This window comes from Pseudomonas sp. NPDC077451 (assembly GCF_044543345.1).
GTDB lineage: Bacteria > Pseudomonadota > Gammaproteobacteria > Pseudomonadales > Pseudomonadaceae > Stutzerimonas.
In genome coordinates this window covers 34,885-60,711 of sequence record NZ_JBITVX010000003.1, presented here as the reverse complement: position 1 = coordinate 60,711, position 25,827 = coordinate 34,885, and the positions used below count along the sequence as shown (strand labels likewise).

Sequence of the window (25,827 nt, the reverse complement as noted above, 5' to 3'; positions counted from 1 at the left end):
GATGAAGCTGTCGCCGCTGAACCAGCGCCGGTTCGCCCTGTTCAAGGCCCACAAGCGCGGCTGGTGGTCACTGTGGATCTTTCTGACCCTGTTCGTACTTAGCCTAGGCGCCGAGCTGATTGCCAACGACAAGCCGATCGTGGTTCGTTTCGATGGCGACTGGTATGTGCCCGTGTTCAAGCGCTATCCAGAGACCGTCTTCGGGGGCGAGTTTCCACTGCAGGCCAACTACAAAGGACCTTACATTCAGGAACTGATCGAGAAGAAAGGTGGCTGGATGGTCTGGCCGCCGATTCCCTTTCATCATTCCAGTATCAACTACGATCTGCAGGTACCCGCTCCCGCCCCGCCATCCTGGGAGAACTGGCTAGGCACCGATGACCAGGGGCGCGACGTGCTCGCAAGAGTCATCTACGGCTTTCGGATCTCGGTTTTGTTTGCGCTGACCCTGACACTTATCAGCTCGGTGATCGGCGTAATTGCCGGCGCGCTGCAGGGTTTCTACGGCGGCTGGGTCGACCTCGTTGGTCAGCGAGTCCTGGAAATATGGTCCGGCCTGCCGGTGCTCTATCTGCTGATCATCCTTGCAAGCTTTGTGCAGCCGAACTTCTGGTGGCTGCTCGGCATCATGCTGTTGTTCTCCTGGATGAGCCTGGTCGATGTAGTTCGGGCTGAGTTCCTACGCGGCCGTAATCTCGAATACGTACGGGCAGCACGCGCCCTGGGCATGCGCAACGGCGCAATCATGTTCCGCCACATTCTGCCCAACGCAATGGTGTCGACCATGACCTTCATGCCATTCATCCTTACAGGAGCGATCGGCACCCTGACCGCCTTGGATTTCCTCGGCTTCGGCTTGCCGCCTGGCGCCCCTTCGCTGGGTGAGCTGGTCGCACAAGGCAAGGCGAATCTGCAGGCGCCGTGGCTGGGCATCAGCGCATTCATGGTGCTAGCCGTCATGCTGACCCTCCTGGTGTTTATCGGAGAGGCTGCTCGCGATGCTTTCGACCCAAGGAAATAGCATGACCGAGAACCTTATCGAGGTCCGCGATCTGGCCGTCGAGTTCGTCACAAATGGTCAGGCCCAGCGCGTGGTGACGGGCGTGAGCTTCGATATCCGCAAAGGCGAGACGCTTGCGCTGGTTGGCGAAAGCGGATCCGGTAAATCCGTCACGGCGCACTCGATCCTGCGGCTGCTGCCCTACCCCCTCGCACAGCATCCGGTAGGAGAAATTCGCTACGGTGGTGAGGACTTGCTCAAAGCGAGCGAGAAACGCATGCGCGGCATACGCGGCGACCGCATCGCCATGGTGTTCCAAGAGCCGATGACCTCGCTGAACCCACTGCACACCATTGGCAAGCAGATCAATGAGGTGCTGCAGATTCACAAGGGGCTCAACGGCAAGGCAGCTACAGCACGTACCCTTGAGCTGCTTGAGCTGGTTGGAATACCCGAGCCTACCAAGCGAATCCGAGCCTACCCTCACGAACTTTCGGGCGGCCAGCGCCAGCGCGTGGTAATCGCCATGGCTCTGGCAAACGAACCCGAGTTGCTGATCGCCGACGAACCCACCACTGCGCTGGACGTCACAGTGCAACTGAAAATACTCGAGCTGCTCAAAGAGCTGCAGGCCCGACTAGGCATGGCTCTGCTGCTGATCAGTCACGACCTGAACCTGGTTCGCCGAATCGCTCACCATGTATGTGTCATGAAGAGCGGTTGTGTCGTCGAACAGGCACCTTGCGAGGAATTGTTCCGATCACCGCAGCATCCCTATACACGGGAACTGCTCGGGGCAGAACCTAGCGGCGGACCGGTGCCGGTTGAGTCCTCGTCGCCAACACTGCTGGAAGTGAATGATCTGCGGGTCTGGTTCCCAATCAAAAAGGGGCTTTTCAGGCACACCGTGGACCATATCAAGGCAGTCGATGGCGTCACGTTCAACCTGCCGAAAGGTCAGACGCTGGGCATTGTCGGCGAAAGCGGCTCGGGGAAATCCACGCTGGGTTTGGCTATTCTGCGTCTGCTTTCGAGCAGCGGCGAAATCCGCTTCCAGGGCCATGCGCTTGAGGCGATGTCACAACGGGCAGTACGTCCATTGCGCCGGCAAATGCAGGTCGTGTTTCAGGATCCTTTCGGCAGTCTGAGCCCTCGCATGTCGGTGGGGCAGATCGTTGGAGAGGGGCTCAGTATCCATGGCTTGGGTTCGGCCGAGGAGCAAGCGCAAGCAATCATCGATGCACTGGTCGAGGTTGGACTCGACCCAGAAAGTCGGCACCGTTACCCCCATGAGTTTTCGGGAGGCCAACGGCAGCGAATCGCCATTGCCAGGGCCTTGGTCCTCAAGCCTGATCTGATCCTGCTTGATGAACCAACCTCGGCATTGGATCGAACCGTACAGCGGCAAGTAGTCGAGCTACTGCGCTCACTTCAGGCCAAGTACAACCTGACCTACCTGTTCATAAGCCACGACTTGGCAGTGGTTCGGGCGCTGAGCCATCAGATGATGGTGGTCAAGCAAGGTAAGGTCGTTGAGCAGGGAATGGCAGAAGCAATCTTCGCTGCTCCCCAACATCCATATACACAACAGTTACTGGAATCAGCGTTCATGGTCCCAGCTACTGATGAACAACCAGAAGAGGGACAAGCACATGGGTTTTCTAACCGGTAAGCGCGTATTGATCGTCGGCGTCGCCAGCAAGCTGTCGATTGCCTCCGGAATCGCCGCGGCCATGCATCGTGAGGGCGCCGAGCTGGCTTTCACCTATCAAAATGAAAAGCTCAAGGGCCGCGTCGAGGAGTTCGCTGCTGGCTGGGGCTCGGGGCCGGAGTTGTGCTTTCCTTGTGATGTCGCCAGCGACGACGAGATCGTCAAGGTATTCGAAGAGCTCGGCAAAAAGTGGGACGGTCTGGACGGTATCGTTCACTCAGTCGGCTTTGCTCCGGGCGATCAGCTCGACGGCGACTTCACCGAGGTCACTACACGTGACGGCTTCCGCATCGCCCATGACATCAGCGCCTACAGTCTCGTCGCGCTGGCCAAGGCTGGACGTCCGATGATGAAGGGGCGCAATGGCAGCATCCTCACGCTCTCCTACCTCGGTGCTGAACGCACCATGCCCAACTACAACGTAATGGGCATGGCCAAGGCCAGTCTCGAGGCAGGTGTTCGCTACCTCGCCGGCAGCCTGGGCCCAGAGGGCACTCGCGTCAACGCTGTGTCCGCTGGCCCAATCCGTACGCTGGCAGCCTCTGGGATCAAGAGCTTCCGCAAGATGCTGGCGGCCAACGAAAAGCAGACGCCGCTACGCCGCAATGTCACCATTGACGAGGTCGGCAATGCGGGTGCCTTCCTCTGTTCAGATCTGGCTTCGGGGATTAGTGGCGAAATTCTCTATGTCGACGGTGGTTTCAACACCACTGCGATGGGCGCAATGGAAGACTGATCCACCCGGCGCTATAAAAAAACCCGCATATGGATGCGGGTTTTTTTTGCGCTAGGACTTGCTCAGAAGGTCTCGATCTCAGCGTCCGCATGGAGCATCTGACGGTAGGCAGCGAAATCTTGCTGGCCACTCCGCGACGCCAGGAAACGACGATAGTTCTGTTTGTCTTCCTCAGAGAGCTCGGCTTTGGGCTCGCTTACACCGCTCAGACGAACCACGACGAGATCTCCGTCTGGCAGGCGAACACTGCTGTAGCTCGGCTTGTCGCTTTCCTCCGGTATCGGCATTCGAAACACTTGTTGAAGTACTGCAGGCTCAATCCCTTCCTGGCTGCGCGAGGCGGCCTCGACCGGCTGCCACTGCTGCTCGACCTGCCCACCATCACGCAGGGAAGCGATCAGCTGCTCACCGGTTTCAATCGCTTGTTCTGCCGCCTTACTGCGCTTGAGTTGAGCGATGATGTCGTCCTTCACTGTATCGAAAGGCAACACTTCGGGTCTCAGGTGTTCCTTCACTCGCACCGCAACGACGGTGTCCGGATCCAGTTCGATCACACCGCTATTAGCGCCGTCGATCAGAACCTCATCACTGAACGCAGCCTGGATGACCTGTCGATTTGATGCGACGCCAGCTCCACCTTCACGACCGAACGCCTCGGTCGTTTGTACCGAAAGACCCAATTCCTGTGCTGGCTGGACAAGATCGGCAGATTCGAATGCGGTGTCCTCGAGCTGCTTGCTGGCCTCGACGAAGCGCTGCTCAACCTGTTGAGCTTTGAGTTCCCGCACCAGTTCAGGTTTTAGGCTTTCCAATGTTGGGATCTCTGGCGACTGAACATCCAGAAGCTTGATTAAGTGCCAGCCGAAATCGGAGCGAACCGGCGCAGAGACCTGGCCCTCCTCCAAAGCGTAAAGCGCCTCCTCGAAAGCAGGGTCGTAAACGCCTGGACCAGCAAAGCCGAGGTCCCCCCCTTCACCCGCGGATCCCGGATCTTCGGAAAGTTCCTTAGCCAGCGCTGAGAAGTCGTCGCCTGAGGCCAAACGCTTAGCGACCTCGTCAATCTTCTCCCTGGCGCTTGCATCGCCAGCATCATCGGTCTCGATCAGAATATGCGCCGCACGGCGTTGTTCTGCCAGGTTAGCGATACGCTGCTGATACAGATCCTGCACTTCCTCCTCCGACACTTCGACCTGGTCAAAGAAGGACTCCTTGTTTAGCTCGACATACTCGACAATAACCTGCTCCGGCGAGCGAAAGCGGTCCGTATTTTGTTCATAAAATTCGCGCGCCTCGTCACTGCTGACTTCAACTGCGTCGGTATCAGCCGGCACGGTGATGGTTGCGAAATCACGCGTCTGCTGCTCAAGCCGAGCGAAAGCTTCGATCTGGTCATCCGTGACGAAACCGGAACCGGAAATGCCGGCGCGAAGTTGGCCAATCAACATTTCCTGTTTCAACAGCTCGCGGAACTGCAGCCGGGTATAACCCATTTGCTGAATTACCTGATCGAAACGCGCAGCATTAAATGTGCCGTCCACGGCAAACTCAGGAGTTTGCAGGATCAGCTGATCAAGCGCCGTTTCGGAGAAGGCGAAATCTGCATCGCGGGCACCTTGCAGCAAAAGCGCACGGTCAATGAGCGCTCGTAGTGATGACTCGCGTACCAGCTTGTCGTCCAGCATCGATGGGTCGAAGTTGCCCCCGAGCTGCTGAGCCAGTTGGCGACGCTGCATGTTCATGGCTTGGTTGAGCTCGTCCAGTGAGATCTCCTCACCGTTGACCTCAGCGGCATTTCGGCTATTACTGGCGGCATTGAAAATGGCGTCAAAGCCGGTCAAAGCCAGCAGCATCACGATGATGCCTATGATGGTTTTGGCAATCCAGCCTTGTGAGTTGTCCCTGATATTCTGAAGCATGCGTCCCCCAGGAGTCAGCTGCGCAGTCGTCGCTGCAGCGCGGGAATCCGGATAAAAAGAAAGGCGCATCCAGGGATGCGCCTTCTCGGAGCTTTTGGAGCAGCTGGGCCTAATCCCCCAAGCCCGAACGCAACAAGCAGTGCCTGTTCGAATAACCGCCCCAAGCCAGGGCCAGTGCTAACTGGCAACTGGCCGGATCGAAAACGCTTAGTTGACAGCGTCTTTCAGAGCCTTACCTGCCTTGAATCCCGGGATCTTGGCTGCAGCGATGTCGATCGGCTTGCCAGTCTGGGGATTGCGGCCAGTGCGAGCAGCGCGCTCCTTGACAGCGAAAGTACCGAAACCAACCAGCACCACGGAATCACCAGCCTTCAGAGCGCCTGTAACGGATTCAATTACTGCATCCAGCGCGCGGCCAGCAACAGCTTTCGGGATATCAGCAGATGCGGCGATAGCATCGATCAGTTCCGACTTGTTCACTCTAAGTCCCCTTATTTCTGTTGAGTCGTATCTATAATTTTTAGGTGTAAGCAAAGCGGTGCCGAAATAGCAACTACACAAAAGGCCGGCTTATATCAAGGCCACCGAAAATGTGTCAATCAAGCCTCTCGGACTAATGCGTGCTGATTCGCTCCTTGGAATCAGACTCGCGCTTGTCATCCTTTGCAACGATATCTGGAGCCGCATCGGGCAAGGGCTCCGGCGCGTATTGCAGCGCAATTTGGAGGACTTCGTCAATCCACTTGACCGGTTTAATCTGCAGGTCCTGCTTAATATTCTCAGGAATCTCTTTCAGATCACGCTGGTTTTCTTCAGGAATGATCACCGTCTTGATTCCGCCGCGGTGGGCCGCGAGCAGTTTCTCTTTCAAACCGCCAATCGCAAGCACCTGCCCCCGCAACGTGATCTCGCCGGTCATGGCAACTTCGGCCCTAACAGGAATCTGGGTCATTGCTGAAACCAACGCGGTGCACATGCCGATGCCTGCGCTAGGACCATCCTTCGGCGTAGCGCCTTCCGGGACATGGATATGAATATCCTGTTTTTCGTGGAAATCGACAGGGATGCCGAGACTCTTCGCGCGACTACGTACCACGGTTAACGCTGCTGTGATGGACTCCCCCATCACATCGCCAAGCGACCCAGTTTTGGTCAGCCGCCCCTTCCCTGGAACTACGGCTGCTTCGATGGTGAGCAACTCGCCACCAACCTGAGTCCATGCCAAGCCGGTGACCTGACCGACCTGATCTTGCAGCTCGGCAAGCCCGTAGCGGAATTTGCGAACCCCCAGGAAGTGCTCCAGCGATTCGGCTGTAACACTGACTTCAAAGCGCTTCTCTGCGGCATGCTCCTTCACCACCTTGCGGCATACCTTGGCTATCTGACGCTCCAGTCCGCGAACGCCGGCCTCGCGAGTGTAGTAACGAATGATGTCGCGAATAGCTTCATCATCGAACAGCAACTCAGTCTTTTTAAGGCCATTGGCCTGAACCTGCTTCGGGACCAGATAGCGGGTGGCAATATTGATCTTCTCGTCTTCCGTATAGCCGGGCAGACGAATGATCTCCATACGATCAAGCAGTGGCGCCGGGATGTTCATGGAGTTGGCTGTGCAAAGGAACATCACGTCTGAGAGGTCGTAGTCGACCTCGAGATAGTGATCGTTGAAGTTGTGGTTCTGCTCAGGGTCTAGCACCTCAAGCAGAGCAGACGCAGGGTCTCCGCGCATGTCGTTACCCATCTTGTCGATCTCGTCGAGCAGGAACAGCGGATTGCGCACGCCGACCTTACTCATCTTCTGGATCAACCGACCAGGCATGGAGCCGATGTACGTACGACGATGTCCACGGATCTCAGCTTCGTCCCGCACCCCACCCAGCGCCATGCGCACGAACTTGCGATTCGTCGAGCGAGCAATGGACTCGGCCAGCGAGGTCTTACCCACGCCTGGAGGACCGACCAGACACAAAACCGGACCTTTTAGTTTTTTCACACGTTTCTGCACTGCGAGGTATTCAAGAATCCGATCTTTGACCTCTTCGAGGCCGTAGTGATCGGTATCAAGCACTTCCTCAGCCTTGGCGAGATCAAGGCGAACCTTGCTGGCTGCTTTCCACGGTACGTTGACCAGCCAATCGATGTAGGTCCTGACCACGGTGGCTTCAGCCGACATCGGTGACATCTGCTTAAGTTTGTTCAGCTCGGTGGTCGCCTTGGCATAGGCGTCCTTGCTCAGGCCGGCATTCTCGATGCGCTTCTTGAGATCATCGATTTCATTGTGGCCTTCGTCGATATCGCCCAGCTCTTTTTGAATGGCCTTCATCTGCTCATTCAAATAGTACTCACGCTGACTGCGCTCCATCTGCTTCTTAACTCGGCCACGAATGCGTTTTTCCACCTGTAGCAGATCGATTTCAGCATCAAGTAACGCCAACACATGTTCGACTCGCGCCGGCAAATCGGTGATTTCGAGGATTGCCTGCTTCTGTTCGATTTTGAGCGCCATATGCGCAGCCATGGTATCGACCAGACGCGCCGGCTCGTCGATGCTGGCAAGCGAGGCAAGCACCTCGGAGGGCACCTTTTTGCCCAACTGAACATATTGCTCGAACTGGCTCAAAAGGCTGCGGGTGAAGACTTCCGCTTCACGCTCTTCGATCTCCGACTCATCGATCAGTGAGACCTCGGCCCGGCAATGGTCCTCAACGTCGAAAAACCGGTCTATGACGCCACGCTGTTCGCCTTCGACAAGCACTTTCACTGTGCCATCCGGCAGTTTCAGCAGCTGCAGCACCGTTGCGACCGTACCCACACGATAGAGCCCCTCTTCGTTCGGGTCGTCATCGGCTGGGTTCTTCTGGGCCAAGAGCAATATCTGCTTATCGCCAGCCATTGCTGCTTCAAGGGCCTCAATGGATTTTTCCCGCCCAACGAACAGCGGAATCACCATGTGCGGGTAAACCACTACGTCGCGCAGCGGCAAAAGGGGCAATTCGATGGTTGTCTTCATAAATTCAGCTCTACGACGGCCATACGGCGGTAAACGGGAAATTCATACCCTTGGCAATCAAGATGAGGGCGCGCAATGCAAAAAACAAGGAGACTGTAGAAAAGCAAAGGGGGCCGGAGGCCCCCTTGTTCTATCACGCGTCCGGCGCGGCCTTGGCAGGCGGCTCACTGTTCTCATATATGAGCAGCGGCTGAGAAGTCCCTTCGATGACGCTCTCGTCGATGACTACCTTGCTGACATCCTTCTGAGAAGGAATTTCATACATGGTATCCAGCAATACACCTTCGAGGATTGAGCGTAGCCCTCGAGCACCTGTTTTGCGCTCCAGCGCACGAGCCGCGACTGCTTTCAGTGCGTCGGCACGGAACTCCAGATCGACACCTTCAAGCTCGAACAGCTTGCCGTATTGCTTAGTCAGGGCGTTCTTCGGCTCGGTGAGGATCTGAATCAGCGCCGCCTCGTCGAGCTCGTCGAGTGTAGCGATTACCGGCAGACGACCGACGAATTCGGGAATCAAACCAAACTTCACTAGATCGTCCGGTTCAACTGAACGCAGCGACTCGCCAATTTTCTTGCCCGGCTCCGTGCTGCGAACCTCTGCATTGAAGCCGATCCCGCCTTTGGTTGCACGACCCTGAATAACCTTCTCGAGTCCGGCAAACGCACCGCCGCAAATAAACAGAATGTTTCGTGTGTCCACCTGCAGGAATTCCTGCTGCGGATGCTTACGTCCACCTTGCGGTGGTACGGAGGCAACCGTGCCTTCGATCAGCTTCAGTAACGCCTGTTGCACACCTTCGCCAGAGACGTCACGGGTGATCGAGGGATTGTCCGACTTGCGCGAGATCTTATCGATCTCGTCGATATAGACGATGCCCATCTGGGCCTTCTCCACATCGTAATCACACTTTTGCAGCAGTTTTTGAATGATGTTTTCAACGTCTTCGCCCACGTAGCCGGCTTCGGTCAGCGTAGTAGCGTCAGCGATAGTGAAGGGAACATTCAACAAACGGGCCAGCGTTTCCGCAAGCAACGTCTTACCAGAACCGGTCGGTCCGATGAGCAGTATGTTGCTCTTGCCCAGCTCGACTTCTTCCTTCTTATCGCGCTGGTTGAGTCGCTTGTAATGGTTGTACACAGCCACAGCCAGGATCTTCTTGGCTCGCTCCTGACCAATTACGTACTGGTCGAGGATGCCGCTAATCTCCTTGGGTGCAGGCAGCTTTTGCGATGTGCTCTCAGCCTGTGCTTCTTGCACCTCCTCACGGATGATGTCATTGCACAGGTCGACGCACTCGTCGCAGATAAAAACCGAGGGCCCGGCAATCAACTTGCGTACTTCGTGCTGGCTTTTGCCGCAGAAAGAGCAATAGAGCAGCTTGCCGGAATCCTCGCCGTTGCGGGTGTCAGTCATTCGATCGATCCAATCGGGGAAGGCATGTAATACAAGATGAAGGCAAATGCAGGCATTTTCAAGGGCGCGCAAAGCGCACATGACGGATGCCCGCTAACTACGCCCTCCTAGACCAGCGTTAGACCGGCAGCTGCCGCTTATCATGAACTGCATCGACAACGCCATATTCCAGCGCTCGCGTAGCACTCATGAAGTAGTCACGATTGGTGTCGCGCTCGATCGTTTCCAAATCCTGGCCGGTATGGTGGGCCAGCAACTGGTTCAGCCTCTCGCGAATGAAGAGGATTTCGCGGGCATGAATATCGATATCCGACGCCTGCCCCTGAAAACCACCCAATGGCTGGTGGATCATCACTCGGGCATTTGGCAGACAGAAACGCTTGCCTTTGGCCCCGCCAGCGAGAAGGAACGCACCCATGCTGCACGCTTGACCGATACAAGTAGTAGAAACGTCAGCCTTGATAAACTGCATGGTGTCGTAGATAGCCATACCAGCAGTCACCGACCCACCAGGGGAATTGATATACAGGTGAATGTCCTTCTCAGGGTTTTCCGCCTCAAGGAACAGCATCTGCGCGACAATCAGGTTGGCCATATAGTCTTCAACCTGGCCAACCATGAAAATCACCCGCTCCTTAAGGAGACGGGAATAAATGTCATACGCCCGCTCGCCACGAGCGGACTGCTCGATGACCATCGGCACGAGGCCGCCAGCGGCCTGAATGTCTGGTGCTTGCATAAACGGATTGCCGGACATGTCCAACGATACTCCCTATGTTACGCCGCAAAGACATAAGCCAGCTCAAGGCTGGCTTATGAATGTGCATTAAACGATTGAAGGAACTCAGGCAGCTTGCGGGGCTTCCGCAGGCTTCACTGCTTCTTCGTAGGAGACCGATTTGTCGGTCACTTTAGCCTGCTGCAGGACAGTATCTACAACTTGCTCTTCGAGCACAACAGACCGGACTTCGTTCAATTGCTCGTCGTTCTTGTAGTACCAGGACACGACCTGTTCCGGCTCTTGGTAGGCAGAGGCCATTTCCTCGATCAGCTCGCGAACGCGCGCATCATCAGGCTTGAGCTCGTACTGCTTGACCACTTCGGCAACGATCAGACCCAGCACAACACGACGTTTGGCCTGCTCCTCGAACAACTCAGCAGGCAGCTGATCAGGCTTGATATTACCGCCGAACTGTTGAACAGCCTGAACGCGCAGACGGTTCACTTCGTTATCGATCAGGGCCTTCGGCACTTCGATCGGGTTGGCGCTAACCAGACCGTCCATAACCTGGTTCTTGACCTTGGTCTTGATGGCCTGGCGCAGCTCGCGCTCCATGTTCTTTTTAACTTCCGCACGGAAGCCTTCCAGACCACCTTCCTGCACGCCGAACTGGGCGAAGAACTCATCATTCAGCTCTGGTAGTTGCGGGGCTTCTACGCCGTTCACGGTAACAGTGAACTCAGCCGTTTTGCCTGCCAGGTCGAGGTTCTGATAGTCCTCAGGGAATGTCGGGTTAATAACCCGCTCTTCACCAGCCTTGGCACCAACGAGTGCAGACTCAAAGCCGGGAATCATGCGACCGGAACCCAAGACCAGCTGCGTGCCCTGAGCGGACCCGCCAGCGAAGGCCTCGCCATCGATTTTGCCAACAAAATCGATGTTCAGCTGATCGCCGTCTTCTGCAGCACGGTCAACCTTTTCGAAGCGTGTGTTCTGCTTTCGAAGGATCTCAAGCATGTTGTCGACATCAGAATCCGCCACTTCGGCCTGCAGACGCTCGACTTCGATGGCATCCAGACCAGCCACCTTGAATTCTGGGAACACTTCGAATGTGGCTACGTACTCGAGATCCTTACCCTTTTCGAACACCTTAGGCTCGACCGCCGGCGCGCCGGCGGGGTTCAGCTTTTCGGCAACGACAGCTTCATAGAAGGTCGCTTGAATCAGGTCGCCTAATGCTTCCTGGCGGGCAGCCGCTTCGTAACGCTGACGAATGACGCTCATCGGCACCTTGCCGGGACGGAAGCCTGGAATCTTTGCACGACTGGCGGTCTGTTGCAGACGCTTGTTGACTTCGGTCTCGATGCGCTCGACCGGCACGCCGATGGTCATGCGGCGCTCAAGAGCGGAGGTGCTTTCAACAGAAACTTGCATGGATTTTCCTCGTTGCACAGACATAAGCCGGCGTTCCGGCCCCAGAATGGGCAAGCATTCTAGTGGCTCGTACCAGAGAAGTCACCCTGCCTATCAGGCCGCAACCAAACACAGCAGCGAGTGGTTCAGTTGCGGCCACCGGAACGCAACCTGAGCGCCGGCAGCTGTACGCAAAATTGCAGTGGCTGATCGGAGATTGATCTGATCTCAAACGCACACGGCGGCACTGCGGACGATCCGCCATGCACGCCGCATCCACTGACGTGCCTGCGTAGCTGTAACGAGCTGAGCAACGGGGCCTGTTTAGGACGCCATGTTCTTAGGAACTTGCCGGAGCATCCACCCTCTCAGTGGTCTATCTTTTGAGTAGCGCTACGACCGACCCTGAGCGAAGGATGAAACGAACCATGACCGATGATCTGGGTAAACTTGTGTTAAGGGTTTCGGTGGGTGTACTGATTCTCCTGCATGGCATCTTCAAGTTGCAAAACGGAGTCGACGGTATTGCCGGCATGCTCGGTAATCATGGCCTACCCACGTTTTTGGCTTATGGCGTTTATATAGGCGAGGTAGTCGGACCAGCCCTGGTCATTCTGGGTGTGTTTACCCGGATTGGCGCATTGCTCATAGCGGGCAACATGCTCGTCGCGTTTCTACTCGCCCACATGCAAGAGCTGTTCTCGCTCGGCCAAATGGGTGGCTGGGCGCTCGAGCTGCAAGGCATGTTTTTGTTTGGCGCGATTGCGATAGCCCTGCTTGGCGCAGGCAAATTCAGCGTTGGGGGCATTGCAGGGCGTTACAACTAATGAGTGTGTATCGATAGCCAGCTTCGGCGACAAGAATCGGACGTCTATCGCTAGAGGCATAAGCCCCCTGCAAACACTGACACGCTTCGCCCTTATCAAAGCTTACATGGTCCCCGATCGCTTCGTCGGCGCAGCAATTACATGATCGTAGCTATTATCAGCCCATGACCGCGTCCGTGCCGATCCGCCAACCCTGCCCGCCTGCCGCCTGCATCTGCGGGCGCGAGCAGTTGCTGGAAGACCCAAGCAAAGCCGACCTGCGCATCCTGCGGCTGACCCGCCAGGAGGAGAATCGTCTGCTAGCGCGCCTGGAAAACATTGAAAACCTGGCTGACCTTGAGCGCATGCAGCAACGAATCTACGAACAACTGGGGATTCGCCTGCGTATTGCGCCGGGCATCAACGAAGTGCGCAGCATGCGCGGCATTCGCATCGATATGTCCGAGCTGCCTGGCTTGTGTCGCAAAACCCGGCAATCCATTCCGGCTGCGATCCGCCGCGGCCTGGAAAAGCGCCCTGAAATCGCCTTCAGCCTGCTCAACGCGCACGACCTTTTGCGCGATGCCTGACTAGCGATCGCACTCCGACGAAAGATGAGCTATCCGCAATGGCACTCACTGTTGCCATCTGCGATAGTTGTACGACCAGTCGAATCCGGCCGGTATGCCACCTGCCCACAAGGCCGGCGGCACCTGTGACGCCTTGCGAGTCTCGCTGCTTCTATCCGCACGCAGCCTACCGCGTCTTTCGCGCAACCCGCGCGTGTCGATGGTTTACCAGCCATCGTTGAGCCGAGCACTATGCTCAGTGCCGGCCGTTCGCCAATAAAAATTCCGATCCGAACAAGGACGCCCCATGAAACTGACCCGCTGCTTGACCGCGCTGGCTGCCGCTGCTGCGCTTTCTGTCACTTGTGCCGCTTCGGCTCGTGAGTATTCCGTTTCCACTGTGCTTTCCGACGCCTTCCCCTGGGGGCAAGCCGCCCAGAAGTGGGCAGACCTGGTCGAGGAGCGCTCGAATGGCGAGATAACTCTGCGCGTATACCCCAACGCGCAATTGGTTGCCGGCGACCAGACCAAGGAATTTTCCGCCATGCGCTCCGGCTTGATCGACATGGCTGTCGGCTCGACCATTAACTGGTCACCACAAGTACCAGAGCTGAACCTATTTTCCCTGCCCTTTTTAATGGCCGACAGCGCCGATCTCGACGCCATCACTCAGGGTCAGGCTGGCAAGCAGACGTTCGCTGCTATCGAGAAACGAGGCATTGTCCCGCTCGCGTGGGGTGAGAACGGATTTCGCGAGATTTCCAACTCGGTCAAGCCTGTGAAGACGCCCGCCGACCTGAAGGGGTTGAAGATTCGCGTAGTCGGTTCGCCGCTTTTTCAAGACACCTTCACCGCCCTGGGCGCCAACCCGACGCAGATGAGCTGGGCCGATGCCAAACCGGCGCTCACCACCGGCGCAGTTGATGGCCAGGAAAACCCGCTGTCGGTGTTCGACGTGGCGCGGGTCGATCAGGTTGGGCAGAAGTACCTAACGCTCTGGCATTACATGGCCGACCCGTTGATCTTCGCGGTCAACCAGCGTGTCTGGAGAGAGCTGCCGCAAGCCGACCGCGAGCTGCTGCGCCAGGCCGCCATCGACGCTGGCAAGTGGGAAATCGAGCTATCGCGCAACGCCGAAGCCAAGCGTTTGGAAGACATCCGCGCTCGGGGCGTCGAAGTCACCGAACTGAGCGAGGCCGAGCATCAAGCGTTCGTCGATGCGACTCGCAGCGTGCAAGAGAAGTGGACATCTAAAATCGGCGCCGATCTGGTCGAAGCAGCCCGCACGGCCATAGCAAAGTAAAAACCGTTCTCCCCGACGGCGCGATGCCGTCGGGATTCGAGGAAACCCATGAACAATCGACAGGACGCGCGCCTTGAGCGCGTGCTGGCTACCCTAGCGCTGGTGATCATCAGCCTGATCAGCCTGGCCAACGTGGTGGTGCGCTATTTCACCGATGCCTCCTTCGCCTTTACTGAAGAATTTTCCGTTTTTCTTCTTGTGATTCTCACCTTCGCCGGCGCCTCGGTGGCCATGCGTAGTAACCGCCACATCCGCATAGGCTTTGCGGAGCGGATGTTTCCGCGCCTGCGTACGCCACTGATCCTGGTGCAGTGGCTGGCCAGCGTATTGGTGCTCGGCATGGTCCTCTGGTACGGCGGGCAGTTCGCGCTGGAGGAATACCAGTGGGAGTCCGAGTCTCCCGGCCTGGGGCTGCCGAACTGGTGGTATGTGGTCTGGCTGCCACTGCTGGCGCTGATGATGCTTATACGCCTGACCCAGATGACGATTGACAGGCTGCGCGGGAGGCTCGCCGATGAGCCCTGATCTCTGGATGCTCGCTAGCTTTTTAGTGTTTCTGCTGATTGGCGTACCGGTTGCGTTTTCCCTGGCGCTCTCCGGCGCCATTGGCATCCTTGCTGGCCTATCACCGGACATGCTCGCCACGCTCGGCACCAACACCTACAACGGCGTAGCCAAATACCCCCTGATTGCCATTCCGCTGTTCATCCTCACCGGCCTGGTGTTCGAGAAATCCGGCGTGGCGCTACGTCTGGTGCGCTTCGCCCAGGCCCTGATCGGCCCGCGCCACGGCGGCCTGGCGATGGTCGCCATCCTGGTCTGCCTGATCATGGGTGGCATGAGCGGCTCCGGGCCCGCCGATGCTGCCGCGGTGGCCATGGTGATGTTGCCGAGCATGACCCGTGCCGGCTACCCCAAGCCATTCTCAGCCACGCTGATAGCCGCATCCGCCTCGACAGCGATCCTGATTCCGCCTTCCATTGCGCTGATCCTCTATTCCATCGTGGTTCCCGGCGTCGACCTGAGGGCCTTGTTTGCAGCCGGACTTTTCCCCGGAATACTTGCAGGCCTTGTGTTGCTGCTACCTGCCTGGCTGTTGGCGCGCCGCTACGGTTGGGAGAATCCAGAAGGTGCTGAACGTCCACCGCTGGCTGACAGTTTCCGCCAAGCATTGCCAGCGCTCTTCGCCCCTGTACTGATTCTGGGCGGCCTTCGTAGCGGCCTGTTCACGCCGACCGAGGCAGCGGTTGCCGGCGTGACCTATGGCGTGGTCATCGGCTTGTTCGTTACGCGCGAACTGGACTGGCGCAACCTCTGGCGGCTCTGTGGCGAGGCAGCGGTAATCTCTGGCGTAGTGATGCTGATTATCGCGCTGGCGGGCATCTTCGCCTGGGCTGGCACGATGCTCGGCACCTTCCGCCACCTCGCCGAATGGCTGATTTCGCTGTCAGATAGCGGAGCGGTACTGCTAATCCTGGTGATGGTCGCAGTGTTGCTGGCCGGCATGCTGCTGGATGCAATTTCCATCTACCTGATCCTGATGCCGATCCTGATTCCTGTGATGCAGCACTTCGGCTGGAACCCGGTGTGGTTTGGTATTTTGCTGGCGATGAACATTGCCATCGGCCAATTCACCCCACCGGTCGCGATTAATCTTATGGTGACGGCGGAAGTCGCCAAGATTCGCTTGGAGCAAACGGTTGGTTGGGCCTTGCTGTTCGTTCTGGTGATGGGCAGCGCACTAATCCTAGTGGCGGTTTTTCCGGAAATCGCCCTGTGGCTGCCTAGAATGCTTGGCTATGCGGTCTAGTTGAGCTGGAGCTCCCACCCTAACGAGTCAGTCGTCGGAACGGCTGCAAAAACGGCCGATCCCGGTCACCGAGATCGGCCGTTCTCAACACTTGAAATAGGGTGGTGCTCCGAACGCTTGAACTAACAGAAAAAACAGTCGACTGGCTTTCGCTCAGTACGGGTCAGCTGTCAGCTGCCCATCACCGCCAAAGCGGCGCGCCCATGGTCCGCCGACGGTTTCTGCAGAGCGCTTGCCGCAGATGCGGCGCGCTGCTGCATGACGATGTCCAGTGCACGGCTGGGCAGGATGTCGACGTCATCGAAGGTAATGAGTTGACCCGGCTCGACCGCCCTCCTCAATGCCGTCTTGCGCAACAGGCCAATCGGGACATGATCCGGGTGCTGGTCGAGCTTCAGAGCCTCGCCGCGAAACTGGAATCCGCCGATGCCTCGCTCGATCAGCTCACCTGGGCGCATGGCTCGCTTGGCAATTGCGCCCACCCCCAGAGTCGGTGTCACGGAGTTGTTCAGCAGCACATCACCACCACTGAGCACTCGGCGCACGGTTTTACCGACTTCCAGCGAACAGAGATGGAACGGGCGCACCAAAGTGTAATAAGGGCCAGGGCCGAGCTTGAAATACTCGATGGCAGCCCGCTGATCGTCATCATGGCGACAGACCAAAAAAACACCGCCTGCGGGATAACCGGAAGGAATCAGATAATCCACAAAGGGTTGCCCCAGCCGCTCGGCCATCATGCCTAGCAGGTTGCCCGATTCCGTCAAATTGGTCGAAGCCAGGCCTTCCAGCCCCTGCTTGGTGATCGTTGCGCCCAGGCCATTGCCGACAATTGCCTGTTCGATCTGCACTTTGGTGCCGTCGGTGAACGAAGTGGTCTGGTCTACGCTTATGCCTTGGCGCTTTGCCCAGTACCGCATGTCTTCAACCGAGGGATCGTGGTTCAGGTAGCCTTTCATGTTGCCGTAGACCAACGGTTTGAAGCCCATCATCAAGGCTTCTTCATGAAGTGCCGCTAATGACCCCGGCTGGTCGCCCTCGGCCTCGGTAAGGAAGCCCTTGCCAGCCAAGTACGAACCCGTGGTGACCTGAAGCTCAGCATTGATTGTCACAACCGGCAAGCCAGCCTCGAACGCACGCTCGATGACCTCGGTGCCATGAAAGACATCACCGCTGCACTCGACGATCAGGTCAGCATCAGCGATCAGATGGTCGATCGAATTGGTAAGGCGTTCAGACAGCGGAAAATCAGTGAAGGAATTCAACGGACGGCGAGTCAGTACTCGCGAGATTTCCAGATCGTGATAGTGCTGCTTGATCAGCCGGATGAAGCAGTGCGCGATCATCCCTGTGCCGGATACACCGATCTTCTTCTTGATGTGCGAGCTAGACATAAGCGAATCCATTCAATAGGCAACGAATGCTCTGACCGCAGCGACAGAAAAAGATTTTACGGTGCTGCAAATCAGCGCCTGTCGCCGTTGCCTGGCACGGCTGCGTTTGGAAAACCACATACTGAAGCTAAGCGTCAGCAGGGTTATTCAGCCAATTGATTAATGGCAGAGAAGAGGCGCGGCTGGGGTGTATTTTTGTCGTCAGATTTCAAAGGCAAAGGAAGCGGCGTTGCACCGCTTCCTATTGGCAGAGCTATTTAAGCGCCGCAATCGCAGCGTCGTAGTCCGGCTCCGAACCGACCTCGGCAACCAGCTCGCTGTGAAGCACCCGGTCCTGTTCATCCAACACGACGACAGCGCGAGCCGACACACCAGCAAGCGGGCCGCTTGCGATCAATACGCCGTAGTTCTCGAGGAACTCGCGCCCACGCATGGTGGATAGGTTAATGACGTTATCCAAGCCTTCAGAGCCGCAGAAGCGCTTCTGCGCAAAAGGCAAATCGGCAGAGATACACAGCACCACTGTATTAGCCAGTTCGTTGGCCTGTGCATTGAACTTGCGCACCGAGGTGGCACAGGTCGGCGTATCGATGCTTGGGAAGATGTTCAAGATCTTTCGCTTACCCGCGAAGCTCGCAAGCGTCACGTCGGACAGATCTCCGCCTACCAGGCTGAACGGCGCCGCCTTCTGGCCAGCCTGCGGAAAGTTGCCGGCAACCTGGATCGGATTGCCTTTCAGGGTTACTTCAGTCATGTGGATCCTCTCAGTCATGGGCCGCGGGCGTACCCGCGGCCCGGGTTTTAGGCGGCGTGTGTGCGGGCAAAGTATTCCTTGGTCAACTTGACCACCACCGGGCTCAGCAGCAGCAGCGCGACGAGGTTAGGAATGGCCATCAGCCCATTCAGGGTGTCTGCCAACAGCCAGGCGAAATCGAGTTGAGCGATTGCACCGAACGGAACAGCCAGGACCCAGATGACCCGGAACGGCCAGATCGCCTTGGTACCGACCAAGAACTCCCAGCACTTTTCGCCGAAATAGCTCCAGCCCAGGATCGTGGTGAACGCGAACACCACCAGTGCAATGGTTAACAACGCCGCACCAACACCGGGCATTGCCGATTCGAAGGCTGCTGCAGACAGCGCCGCACCGCTCTCGCCGCCGGTCCAGACACCGGAGCAGATGATCGCCAGACCGGTGATCGAGCAAATGATGATGGTGTCGATAAAGGTCCCCATCATGCCGATAAGACCCGAGCGTACCGAGCTTTTAGTGGTGCCGGCGGCCTGCGCGATACCTGCAGTACCCAGCCCCGCTTCGTTGGAGAAGATGCCACGCGCCACACCGAAGCGAATCGCAGCCATCACAGCCGCCCCGGCAAAGCCGCCGGTCGCAGCGATTGGCGAGAAGGCGTGCGTGAAGATCAAGTCGAACGCAGCCGGCAGCTCAGCAGCATGCACCACCAGCACCACGATGCCGGCGATGACATAGGCTACGCACATGAACGGCACCAACGCGGCGGCTACCGCACCGATGCGCTTGATGCCGCCAAGAATGACCAGCCCAACGAACAGCATGGTGACCAGACCGGTGACCCACAGCGGTACTGAGAACGTGGCTTCCAGCGCCAACGCCATGCTGTTGACCTGCACCATGTTGCCGATACCGAACCCAGCCAAGCCGCCAAAGATGGCAAAGGCGCCCCCCAGCCATAACCAGCGCTTGTGCAAGCCGTTCTTGATGGCGTACATCGGTCCGCCGACATGCTCGCCGCGGTCATCCTTTTCCCGGTAATGCACAGCCAGCACGACCTCGCAGTACTTGGTCGCCATTCCCACCAGCGCCGTGCACCACATCCAGAACAACGCGCCAGGTCCGCCGAGAAAAATTGCGGTGGCGACACCGGCAATGTTGCCGGTGCCCACGGTTGCGGCCAGACACGTCATCAGCGCTTGAAACGGGCTGATTTCCCCTGTGTCGTCGTCGCCTTTTGTACGTCCGCGCCAGATCAGTGCGAAACCAGTACCTATACGCACCAGCGGCATGAACTTGAGCATGACCATAAGGAAAAGACCGGTACCGAGAATCAGCACCAGCATGGGCGGCCCCCAGACGAGACCGTTGACGCTATTAACCAGGTTTTGCAGGAATTCCATTCAAGGCACCCTTATTGATTATGTTAGACATCCTTGCCCGAGCGGGCCGAGTCGGTACGAACACTGAACGGCGCGTGGAGTACGCGACTTCAACTGCTGCCCGAACGACCCGGTAATACTCCGACTTCAATGTCCGGAGCGTTACCGACAACCTGCAAGACTCGTGCTAGAGCCTCGCATCAGCCGCCATGCAAGGAGCGACCGAGCGATCCTACCACCACCTTAAGCCCTTGGCGCCACACCCTTTGTGTGGGATCTGCAGCGTATGAGCGGGACGAACTAGCGACCGGTTAGTCAGCCTGCGAATCCGCGCCAGGTTGCCGCATACGGAAGCCTTTGATCGTAGCCTAGCGCGGCGCCAATGCCAGTCGATCCGCGGCTTTATTTGGGGGGAATGATCAGAAATCGCGCCTGTAAAAGACGTCCAATGAACTGGCGAGCCCGCTGGCCGCTTCGAGGAAAATCCGCTTGGTCAGCTGATAGCGCAACGCAACCGTATTGGCGGGCTCGAACACCCCAACGCCATAACGTAAGGTCAGCCGATCCGTTAGCTTCCCGCTCGCGACTACGCTGGTGTCTGCACCGCTGCCTTCGGTGTCCAGCTGAAAATCCTCGATACCCAGGCGTTGCGCGACGTTGCCGGTAATCGACGCGCTGCCGGCCAAGCCGAGTCCAATGGCCGCTTGGGCCAGCAGATTGCTGTCGCCCGTCTCGGCGCCAAGGGGCCGGCCAAGCACCAGGTAGGACAATGCCTGCTCCTGACTCATGGCGGGTTCGGCAAATACATCGACGCGTGGCTGCTCTGCACTGCCGGTAATACGCAGGCCAGCAATGACATTCTCGTCTTCGATACGCCGAATGGCTTCGATATCCAGGTAGGGTTGCGACAGCACACCCGTGAACAACAATCGCGCGCGACGGATCGTCAGGCGCTGGCCGTAAGCGCGGTAACGGCCCTTGTTGAGACTGAGTTCACCACGCGCATCGAAGTCGTCGCCTATGTGCAGGTAGCCGGCAAGATCCGCCGTTAGACCGAAGCCGGAAAAGCGCAGCCTGTCCTGCCCAACTTCAACGTCGACATCCATGCGAATGGCCAAGGGTGGCTTGTTCTCTTCCGCTTCGGCGCCCACGATGACCGCATCCTCAGACACCTTCACTGTCGAGGGCGGCAGCTCGCGGACGGTAATTTCGCCGCGTGGCACACGAAGCTTCCCGCTTACGGCCAGCTGCTCGTCAGCCAACTGAATGCGTAGATCGGGCGCAATTTCGAGCTCAGCATAAGGCTCGACTATCACAGGCAACTGACTGCCGCTGATTCGCAGATCGAGGTCCAGCGCCTGTGCCCAATCGATCGTTCCCGCAATCTGCCCCTGGCCCTGCTCGCCGCTGCGCCAGTCACCGTCGACACGAACCCGCTCGCCGTCGATGATGGCCGTGACCTGCAGCTGCTCGAAGCTGACCGGCAGCTCGGCGCCCGCAATCTCGCCTTCAGTAAGCCTCAGCGCTCCGTTGATCTGCGGCTGTTGCAGCGTGCCCGAGATCTGGCCATTGCCGTTCAGTTGTCCGTCGAGTCGTTTGACCTGCGCAATAAAAGGCTTGATAACAGACAGATCGAAGTTGCTTAGCTGGAAATTGCCAGAGATTGGCTTGACCTCACCACTGGGGTCTACCTGCAGTCGGACATCCAGATCGCCAAGATCGCCTCCCTCGAATCGTAGCCTGCTATCGACCTGTTTCGGGGCCAGCTGACTAGTCAACAACAAGGTCTGGTACGGGAAGTCGAGCCACTGCTCACCATCGCGCATGCGCAACATGCCAGGGCCGGCGTCGACACGGATAGACCCGCTTGGACCCGCGCTCGGCAGATCCAGCGCTAGATCCGCATTGACTTCGCCCTGCCAGATCAGATTGTCCGGCAGGTATGCGGCAAGCGACTCGAGCGGAAAGTCGCGCAGGCGGTAGCGCAACTGTGGGTCAGGTTGCAGCCGCTGATCGTCGGCACACAGCGTGGCTTGCCCTGAGAGCCAGCAGTGCGCGCCGAACGTAATCCGGCCGTTCTCCAGGCGCTGCAGGATCGCTGGGTCCCGCAAGGCCCACTGCTGCCCCTGGGCATCCAGTTCGGCTTCTACCAACCGGCCCCGCCAATCGCCACCTTCGAGCCCACCGGTCAACGCCAACGACAAGTTGAGCAATGGCCCTTGCAGCAGCAGGCTCGCCTGGTGGTCGGTTTGCGTGCCTTCGGCGCTCAGTTGCAACTGACCCACTTCGGTCGCTCCGGCCTGTAAGCCTGTTGCGTCCAGGCTGAGCTGGCCGCGCTCGCCCTCCAAGAGACTGGCGGCAAGTTGCAAGCGCTGGATTCGATTATTCTGGAACGCAACATCAGCGCCGCTCAGCGCCAGCTTTCCCTGAGGTGCGTCTGGCGTGCCTGCAAGGTCGAGATTACCCGTCAGTCTGCCACTCAGGTCAGGCCAAAGCTGGCCCAGACGCGAGAGATCGAGCGCCAGGTTCGCCTGGAGCGTTTCAGCCCAGCGGCCGCTGCCCTGGATGCGGTTGTCGCCAAGACGCAGATCGACCGTCGGCAGGTTCCAGGTGGCGTTTTCGCCGCTCGCCTGTAGCTGAAGCTTGAGCGGCTGTTTGCGCAACGTACCATTCAAGTCGAGAGCGGCTTCAGCCTGCAGATTTTCGTTTCGCAAGGCTCCGCTACTGCTCAACGTGCCGCCGATCTGCCCTGGCAGCTCCGCGACCCAATAAGACGGATCGAATTCGCTTAGATCAAGCCGAGTCGTCCAATCGAGGCCGTCCGCGAACCCGACGCTGAGGTTCCCTTCGGCCCAGCCCTGTCCAGCGCGCAGTTCCAGCTGCGGCAGGTGCACCACTTCAAGGTTGCCGCTGACAGGGCTCTGCAGCGTGAAATCACCGGAAGGGCCTGTCAGCGCAGCATTGAAATTCCCGAGGTAGTTACCGTCGTCATACTGGATCTGCGCATCGAGGGTTTGCAGCGCAACAGGTGGTTCCTCAATATCGGGATAGAGGCGGCGCCATGGGAAATTACGCCAAGCCAACTGGGCTTCTGCATCCAGACCGTCCTGCCAGCTAACGGCACCGCTCAAGTCGACGCCCTGCTGCTCGCCCGCATCCAGGCTAAAGGCCTCGATCTCTGCGTGCACCTTGTCCACCAGGCCGTTCAGTGCAACAGCCACCGCACCGCCCTCGCCTTGCAGGCTCCCGTTACCGTCCAGGCGGTAGCCCTGTTCCATATTGCCTTTGACGGTCAGCTCCAGCGCCTCCAGACGCAAGGCATCTGGCAGCTCTGGTGCGGCCTTGAAATCCTCCAACGCCAACAGCAGATTTGCTGGTACGTCCGGTTCAAGCGGGCGCACCCAGCCGCTGAGTTTGGCGTCCAGGTAGCCCTGACTTTGTACGTCGACCATCAAATGTTCGCGCAGCTCGCCATCAACCTCGAACTTCAATGCCCAGGGCTGCGCGTTTGGCGAGCGGATCGCCACAGTCCCCCCCAGCGCCAGCGGCCAGTCGGCTCTGGTCAGCAGGCGGCCCGCAAGTTCGAGCACAACGTCATCACGGCGAACCTTCAAAGACCTGATGGCGAGCCCCTGCTCGTCCCAGTCTGCCTGCAGTTCGGCCCCCTGCAATTGTTGAACGCCGTTGAGATTGACCGCACCGATGTCGACGCGCTCGATGCGCAGCTCAAGCGGCAGATCAAACTCAGGTAATTTGAAGGGCTCGCTTGCTGTCTCTTCTTCGTCAGCAGGTGGAAACTGCAGATCGATATCGCCAGTGACCAGCTCTTCAATGCAAAGGGTCTTACGCAGCAAGCAACTGGGCGACCAGCTCATCTGCGGCGACGCCACTTCGACCCGGCGACTATCTTGTTCCCAGACCAGACCGTCCGCCTGCCAACGGCCGCCTAGACGCCCGCTGAATGCTTCGAGCTGCAGCCCAGGGACTTTGCCCAACACCCAACGACTACCGGCTTCGGTACCGACCAGCAGGCCAACCGCCAGAACGATGGCCATGAGCAGGGCCAACGGAAACAGCAGTACCCAGCTGACTATCTTCGCGCTACGCCTCAAAGCTCCGGCCCCATGGAAAAATGCAACCGAACGCCACCTTCCCCATCCAGCGGATGAGCCAGATCCACGCGAATCGGCCCAACCGGCGAGACCCAGCGCACGCCGACACCTACGCTGCTTTTGAGGCTCGGCAGCTCTAACGAGTTGAACGAATTACCCTGGTCGACAAAGGTCGCCAGGCGCCATTTCTCGGTCAGCGAATACTGGTACTCGGCGCTGACCGCGAGCTGGTAACGCCCACCGATTCGGTCGCCATCGGAGTTGGTCGGTGACAGACTCTGGTAGTCGTAGCCCCGCACGCTTTGATCACCACCGGCGAAATAGCGCAGCGATGGCGGCACGTTGGTGTATTCGTCCGTCCAGTTGCCGCCCACTTCCACCCGCCCGAGAAAGCGATGCCGAGCGCCCAGCGTGGTCAGGCCCTTGACCGTCGCGTTGGCATGCACCAGATCAGCGTCCGAGAACACGCCTTCCTTCGCCGCGCCCAGTTCGAACCTCAAACGATAGCCATGACTGGGATCGAGGCGGTTGTCGCTGCGCAGAAAGCTGTAGGCCACACCAGGCATCAGCAAGGTGCTGACCCCCGAATCATCGCCCAGCTCGTACTGCTCATGGCGCCACTTCAATGCCCAAACGCGCTGCCAACCGCTGGGCAACCTGCGGTGCCACTCGGGGCCAACCGTCAGCAGTCGACTCAGGCTGTCTTTGTCGCTCAGCTCTTCGTATTGATAGCCAGCCGCATAGCGCAGTTTGTCGGTCAAAGGTGGGTCCAGCGGCACGTCATAGAAGAAGCCGACGTTCTGCCGCGGCGCGGACAGTTCGGACTCGATGCCGTAGCTGTGGCCCTGCGGGTTGACCCAATGACGGGTGAAATCGAAGCGTATGCGCGGACCGACGTCGGTCGAATAGCCCAAGCCAAGTCCGAGCGTGCGCGGCTCTCGCGTGGTCAACTGCACCGCGACGGGAATGCGCTGTTGGTTGGCGTTGGCCGGATTGGCATCGACTCGCACACCTTCAAAATAGCCGCTGGACTGCATCGCCTGGTTGAGCTCGGCAATCAGCTCCGAGTCATACGGCGTGCCGGGTTCGAAAGGCACCATGCGCGTCAGCAGATCCGGGTCAAACGGCGAGTCACCCTCGAACCCAACATCGCCGAGCAGATAGCGCGGCCCGCTGTTGAAGGCCAACTCGACGTCGGCGGCATTCGTGTCGGGGTTGATCTCCAGACGTTGGCGCTCGAAACGTCCGTCGAAAAACCCATAACGCGAGGCCTGGTTGAGAATCCGTTGTTTGACCGCTTCGTACTGCCCGTGATTGAGCACAGCGCCTGGTTTCAAGGTGTTGCGCGGCACCCTAAACGCCTGCAGTTCGGCGGCCGGTCCGTTGACCTGCACCTTGATATCTCGCAGACGAACCGGCTCGCCGGGGTTGATTCGCAGCGCTAACTGGGGATTTTCCCCATCGGTGACCCTGGTTTCGATTTCAGCGTGGTAATAGCCCAACGCCTGGAGGGCTTTGTTCGCCTGCTCCTGGGCGATACGACTGTAGCGCAGCAGTTCGTCTTCGTTGCGATCGCCAAGCTCGCCGATGTAGTTCTCGACGTTTTCCCGCAGCGCATCGTTTGATGGCGTGAGCTTGACGTCGAGTTCAGCTGCGTACACCGCTGATGCACAGCACAACATGAGGCCTGTCGGAACGACACGGCGAAGGAGACGGATAGGCATGGCCAAGGATGCTAGCACGGTGCGCACTGGGCTTTGGCGAAGTGTCGATGCGTGT

The 25,827-nt window shown here is 58.3% G+C and carries 19 protein-coding genes; 8 read left to right on the top strand and 11 right to left on the bottom strand.

Features of this window, described 5'->3' with window-relative positions:
* The first annotated feature begins 1 nt into the window (after position 1).
* Genes ACIGHL_RS06865 through fabI form a run of 3 tightly spaced genes read left to right on the top strand, consistent with a single transcriptional unit; the run spans position 2 to position 3,447 of the window.
* On the top strand, positions 2-1,021 hold the full coding sequence (locus tag ACIGHL_RS06865) for an ABC transporter permease (protein WP_045427634.1): 1,020 nt from the start codon (positions 2-4) through the stop codon (positions 1,019-1,021).
* A gap of 1 nt (position 1,022) precedes the next feature.
* Positions 1,023-2,672, top strand: coding sequence for an ABC transporter ATP-binding protein (locus ACIGHL_RS06860; RefSeq protein ID WP_128121339.1), 1,650 nt, complete (start codon positions 1,023-1,025; stop codon positions 2,670-2,672).
* Entirely contained in the window at positions 2,653-3,447 is a 795-nt protein-coding gene (gene fabI / locus ACIGHL_RS06855) for an enoyl-ACP reductase FabI (protein WP_045427639.1), read from the top strand. The genes ACIGHL_RS06860 and fabI overlap by 20 nt, the downstream gene beginning before the upstream one ends.
* Positions 3,448-3,509: 62 nt before the next feature.
* Here fabI and ACIGHL_RS06850 read toward each other — a convergent pair whose 3' ends face one another.
* From ACIGHL_RS06850 to tig, 6 genes are all read right to left on the bottom strand, one after another.
* On the bottom strand, positions 3,510-5,363 hold the full coding sequence (locus ACIGHL_RS06850) for a SurA N-terminal domain-containing protein (protein WP_128121340.1): 1,854 nt from the start codon (positions 5,361-5,363) through the stop codon (positions 3,510-3,512).
* 207 nt (positions 5,364-5,570) lie between these two features.
* Positions 5,571-5,843 (bottom strand): nucleoid-associated protein HU-beta, encoded by a 273-nt coding sequence (hupB, locus tag ACIGHL_RS06845; protein ID WP_019339231.1) that lies wholly within the window; start codon positions 5,841-5,843, stop codon positions 5,571-5,573.
* 133 nt (positions 5,844-5,976) lie between these two features.
* Positions 5,977-8,373: an endopeptidase La gene (gene lon, locus ACIGHL_RS06840; protein WP_128121341.1), complete on the bottom strand. Its 2,397-nt coding sequence runs from the start codon at positions 8,371-8,373 to the stop codon at positions 5,977-5,979.
* Positions 8,374-8,506: 133 nt separating this feature from the next.
* The gene (gene clpX / locus ACIGHL_RS06835) at positions 8,507-9,787 is read right to left on the bottom strand and encodes an ATP-dependent Clp protease ATP-binding subunit ClpX (protein ID WP_045427644.1); all 1,281 of its coding nucleotides are present in this window, start codon (positions 9,785-9,787) and stop codon (positions 8,507-8,509) included.
* A gap of 118 nt (positions 9,788-9,905) precedes the next feature.
* Entirely contained in the window at positions 9,906-10,544 is a 639-nt protein-coding gene (gene clpP / locus ACIGHL_RS06830) for an ATP-dependent Clp endopeptidase proteolytic subunit ClpP (protein WP_216706838.1), read from the bottom strand.
* 87 nt (positions 10,545-10,631) lie between these two features.
* Positions 10,632-11,942, bottom strand: a complete 1,311-nt coding sequence (gene tig / locus ACIGHL_RS06825; RefSeq protein WP_128121342.1) for a trigger factor — start codon at positions 11,940-11,942, stop codon at positions 10,632-10,634.
* Between the two features lie 407 nt (positions 11,943-12,349).
* On the opposite strand from tig, the gene ACIGHL_RS06820 reads away from it, so the two are divergent.
* The 5 genes from ACIGHL_RS06820 (at position 12,350) to ACIGHL_RS06800 (ending at position 16,409) form a co-directional block, all read left to right on the top strand.
* A complete protein-coding gene (locus ACIGHL_RS06820; protein ID WP_128121343.1) occupies positions 12,350-12,748 on the top strand; it encodes a DoxX family protein in 399 nt (132 codons plus the stop codon).
* A gap of 164 nt (positions 12,749-12,912) precedes the next feature.
* Positions 12,913-13,317 carry a hypothetical protein gene (locus ACIGHL_RS06815; RefSeq protein ID WP_128121344.1) on the top strand — a complete coding sequence of 135 codons (405 nt, stop codon included), beginning with the start codon at positions 12,913-12,915 and terminating at the stop codon, positions 13,315-13,317.
* A gap of 286 nt (positions 13,318-13,603) precedes the next feature.
* Positions 13,604-14,599, top strand: a complete 996-nt coding sequence (locus ACIGHL_RS06810; protein ID WP_216706839.1) for a DctP family TRAP transporter solute-binding subunit — start codon at positions 13,604-13,606, stop codon at positions 14,597-14,599.
* 48 nt (positions 14,600-14,647) lie between these two features.
* Complete coding sequence (locus ACIGHL_RS06805) at positions 14,648-15,124, top strand: TRAP transporter small permease (RefSeq protein WP_128121346.1); 477 nt, start codon at positions 14,648-14,650, stop codon at positions 15,122-15,124.
* Positions 15,114-16,409, top strand: a complete 1,296-nt coding sequence (locus ACIGHL_RS06800; RefSeq protein ID WP_128121347.1) for a TRAP transporter large permease — start codon at positions 15,114-15,116, stop codon at positions 16,407-16,409. The genes ACIGHL_RS06805 and ACIGHL_RS06800 overlap by 11 nt, the downstream gene beginning before the upstream one ends.
* A 170-nt stretch (positions 16,410-16,579) precedes the next feature.
* Here ACIGHL_RS06800 and ACIGHL_RS06795 read toward each other — a convergent pair whose 3' ends face one another.
* The 5 genes from ACIGHL_RS06795 to ACIGHL_RS06775 all read right to left on the bottom strand — a co-directional run bounded on the left by ACIGHL_RS06795 (position 16,580) and on the right by ACIGHL_RS06775 (position 25,766).
* Positions 16,580-17,755 carry an NAD(P)-dependent oxidoreductase gene (locus ACIGHL_RS06795; protein WP_241509240.1) on the bottom strand — a complete coding sequence of 392 codons (1,176 nt, stop codon included), beginning with the start codon at positions 17,753-17,755 and terminating at the stop codon, positions 16,580-16,582.
* Positions 17,756-18,056: 301 nt separating this feature from the next.
* Complete coding sequence (gene tpx, locus ACIGHL_RS06790) at positions 18,057-18,557, bottom strand: thiol peroxidase (protein WP_128121349.1); 501 nt, start codon at positions 18,555-18,557, stop codon at positions 18,057-18,059.
* Positions 18,558-18,604: 47 nt separating this feature from the next.
* Positions 18,605-19,957 carry an alanine/glycine:cation symporter family protein gene (locus ACIGHL_RS06785; protein ID WP_128121350.1) on the bottom strand — a complete coding sequence of 451 codons (1,353 nt, stop codon included), beginning with the start codon at positions 19,955-19,957 and terminating at the stop codon, positions 18,605-18,607.
* 398 nt (positions 19,958-20,355) lie between these two features.
* Positions 20,356-23,991, bottom strand: coding sequence for a translocation/assembly module TamB domain-containing protein (locus tag ACIGHL_RS06780; RefSeq protein WP_128121351.1), 3,636 nt, complete (start codon positions 23,989-23,991; stop codon positions 20,356-20,358).
* Positions 23,992-24,044: 53 nt separating this feature from the next.
* Positions 24,045-25,766, bottom strand: coding sequence for an autotransporter assembly complex protein TamA (locus ACIGHL_RS06775; protein WP_413818156.1), 1,722 nt, complete (start codon positions 25,764-25,766; stop codon positions 24,045-24,047).
* Positions 25,767-25,827: the final 61 nt, after the last annotated feature.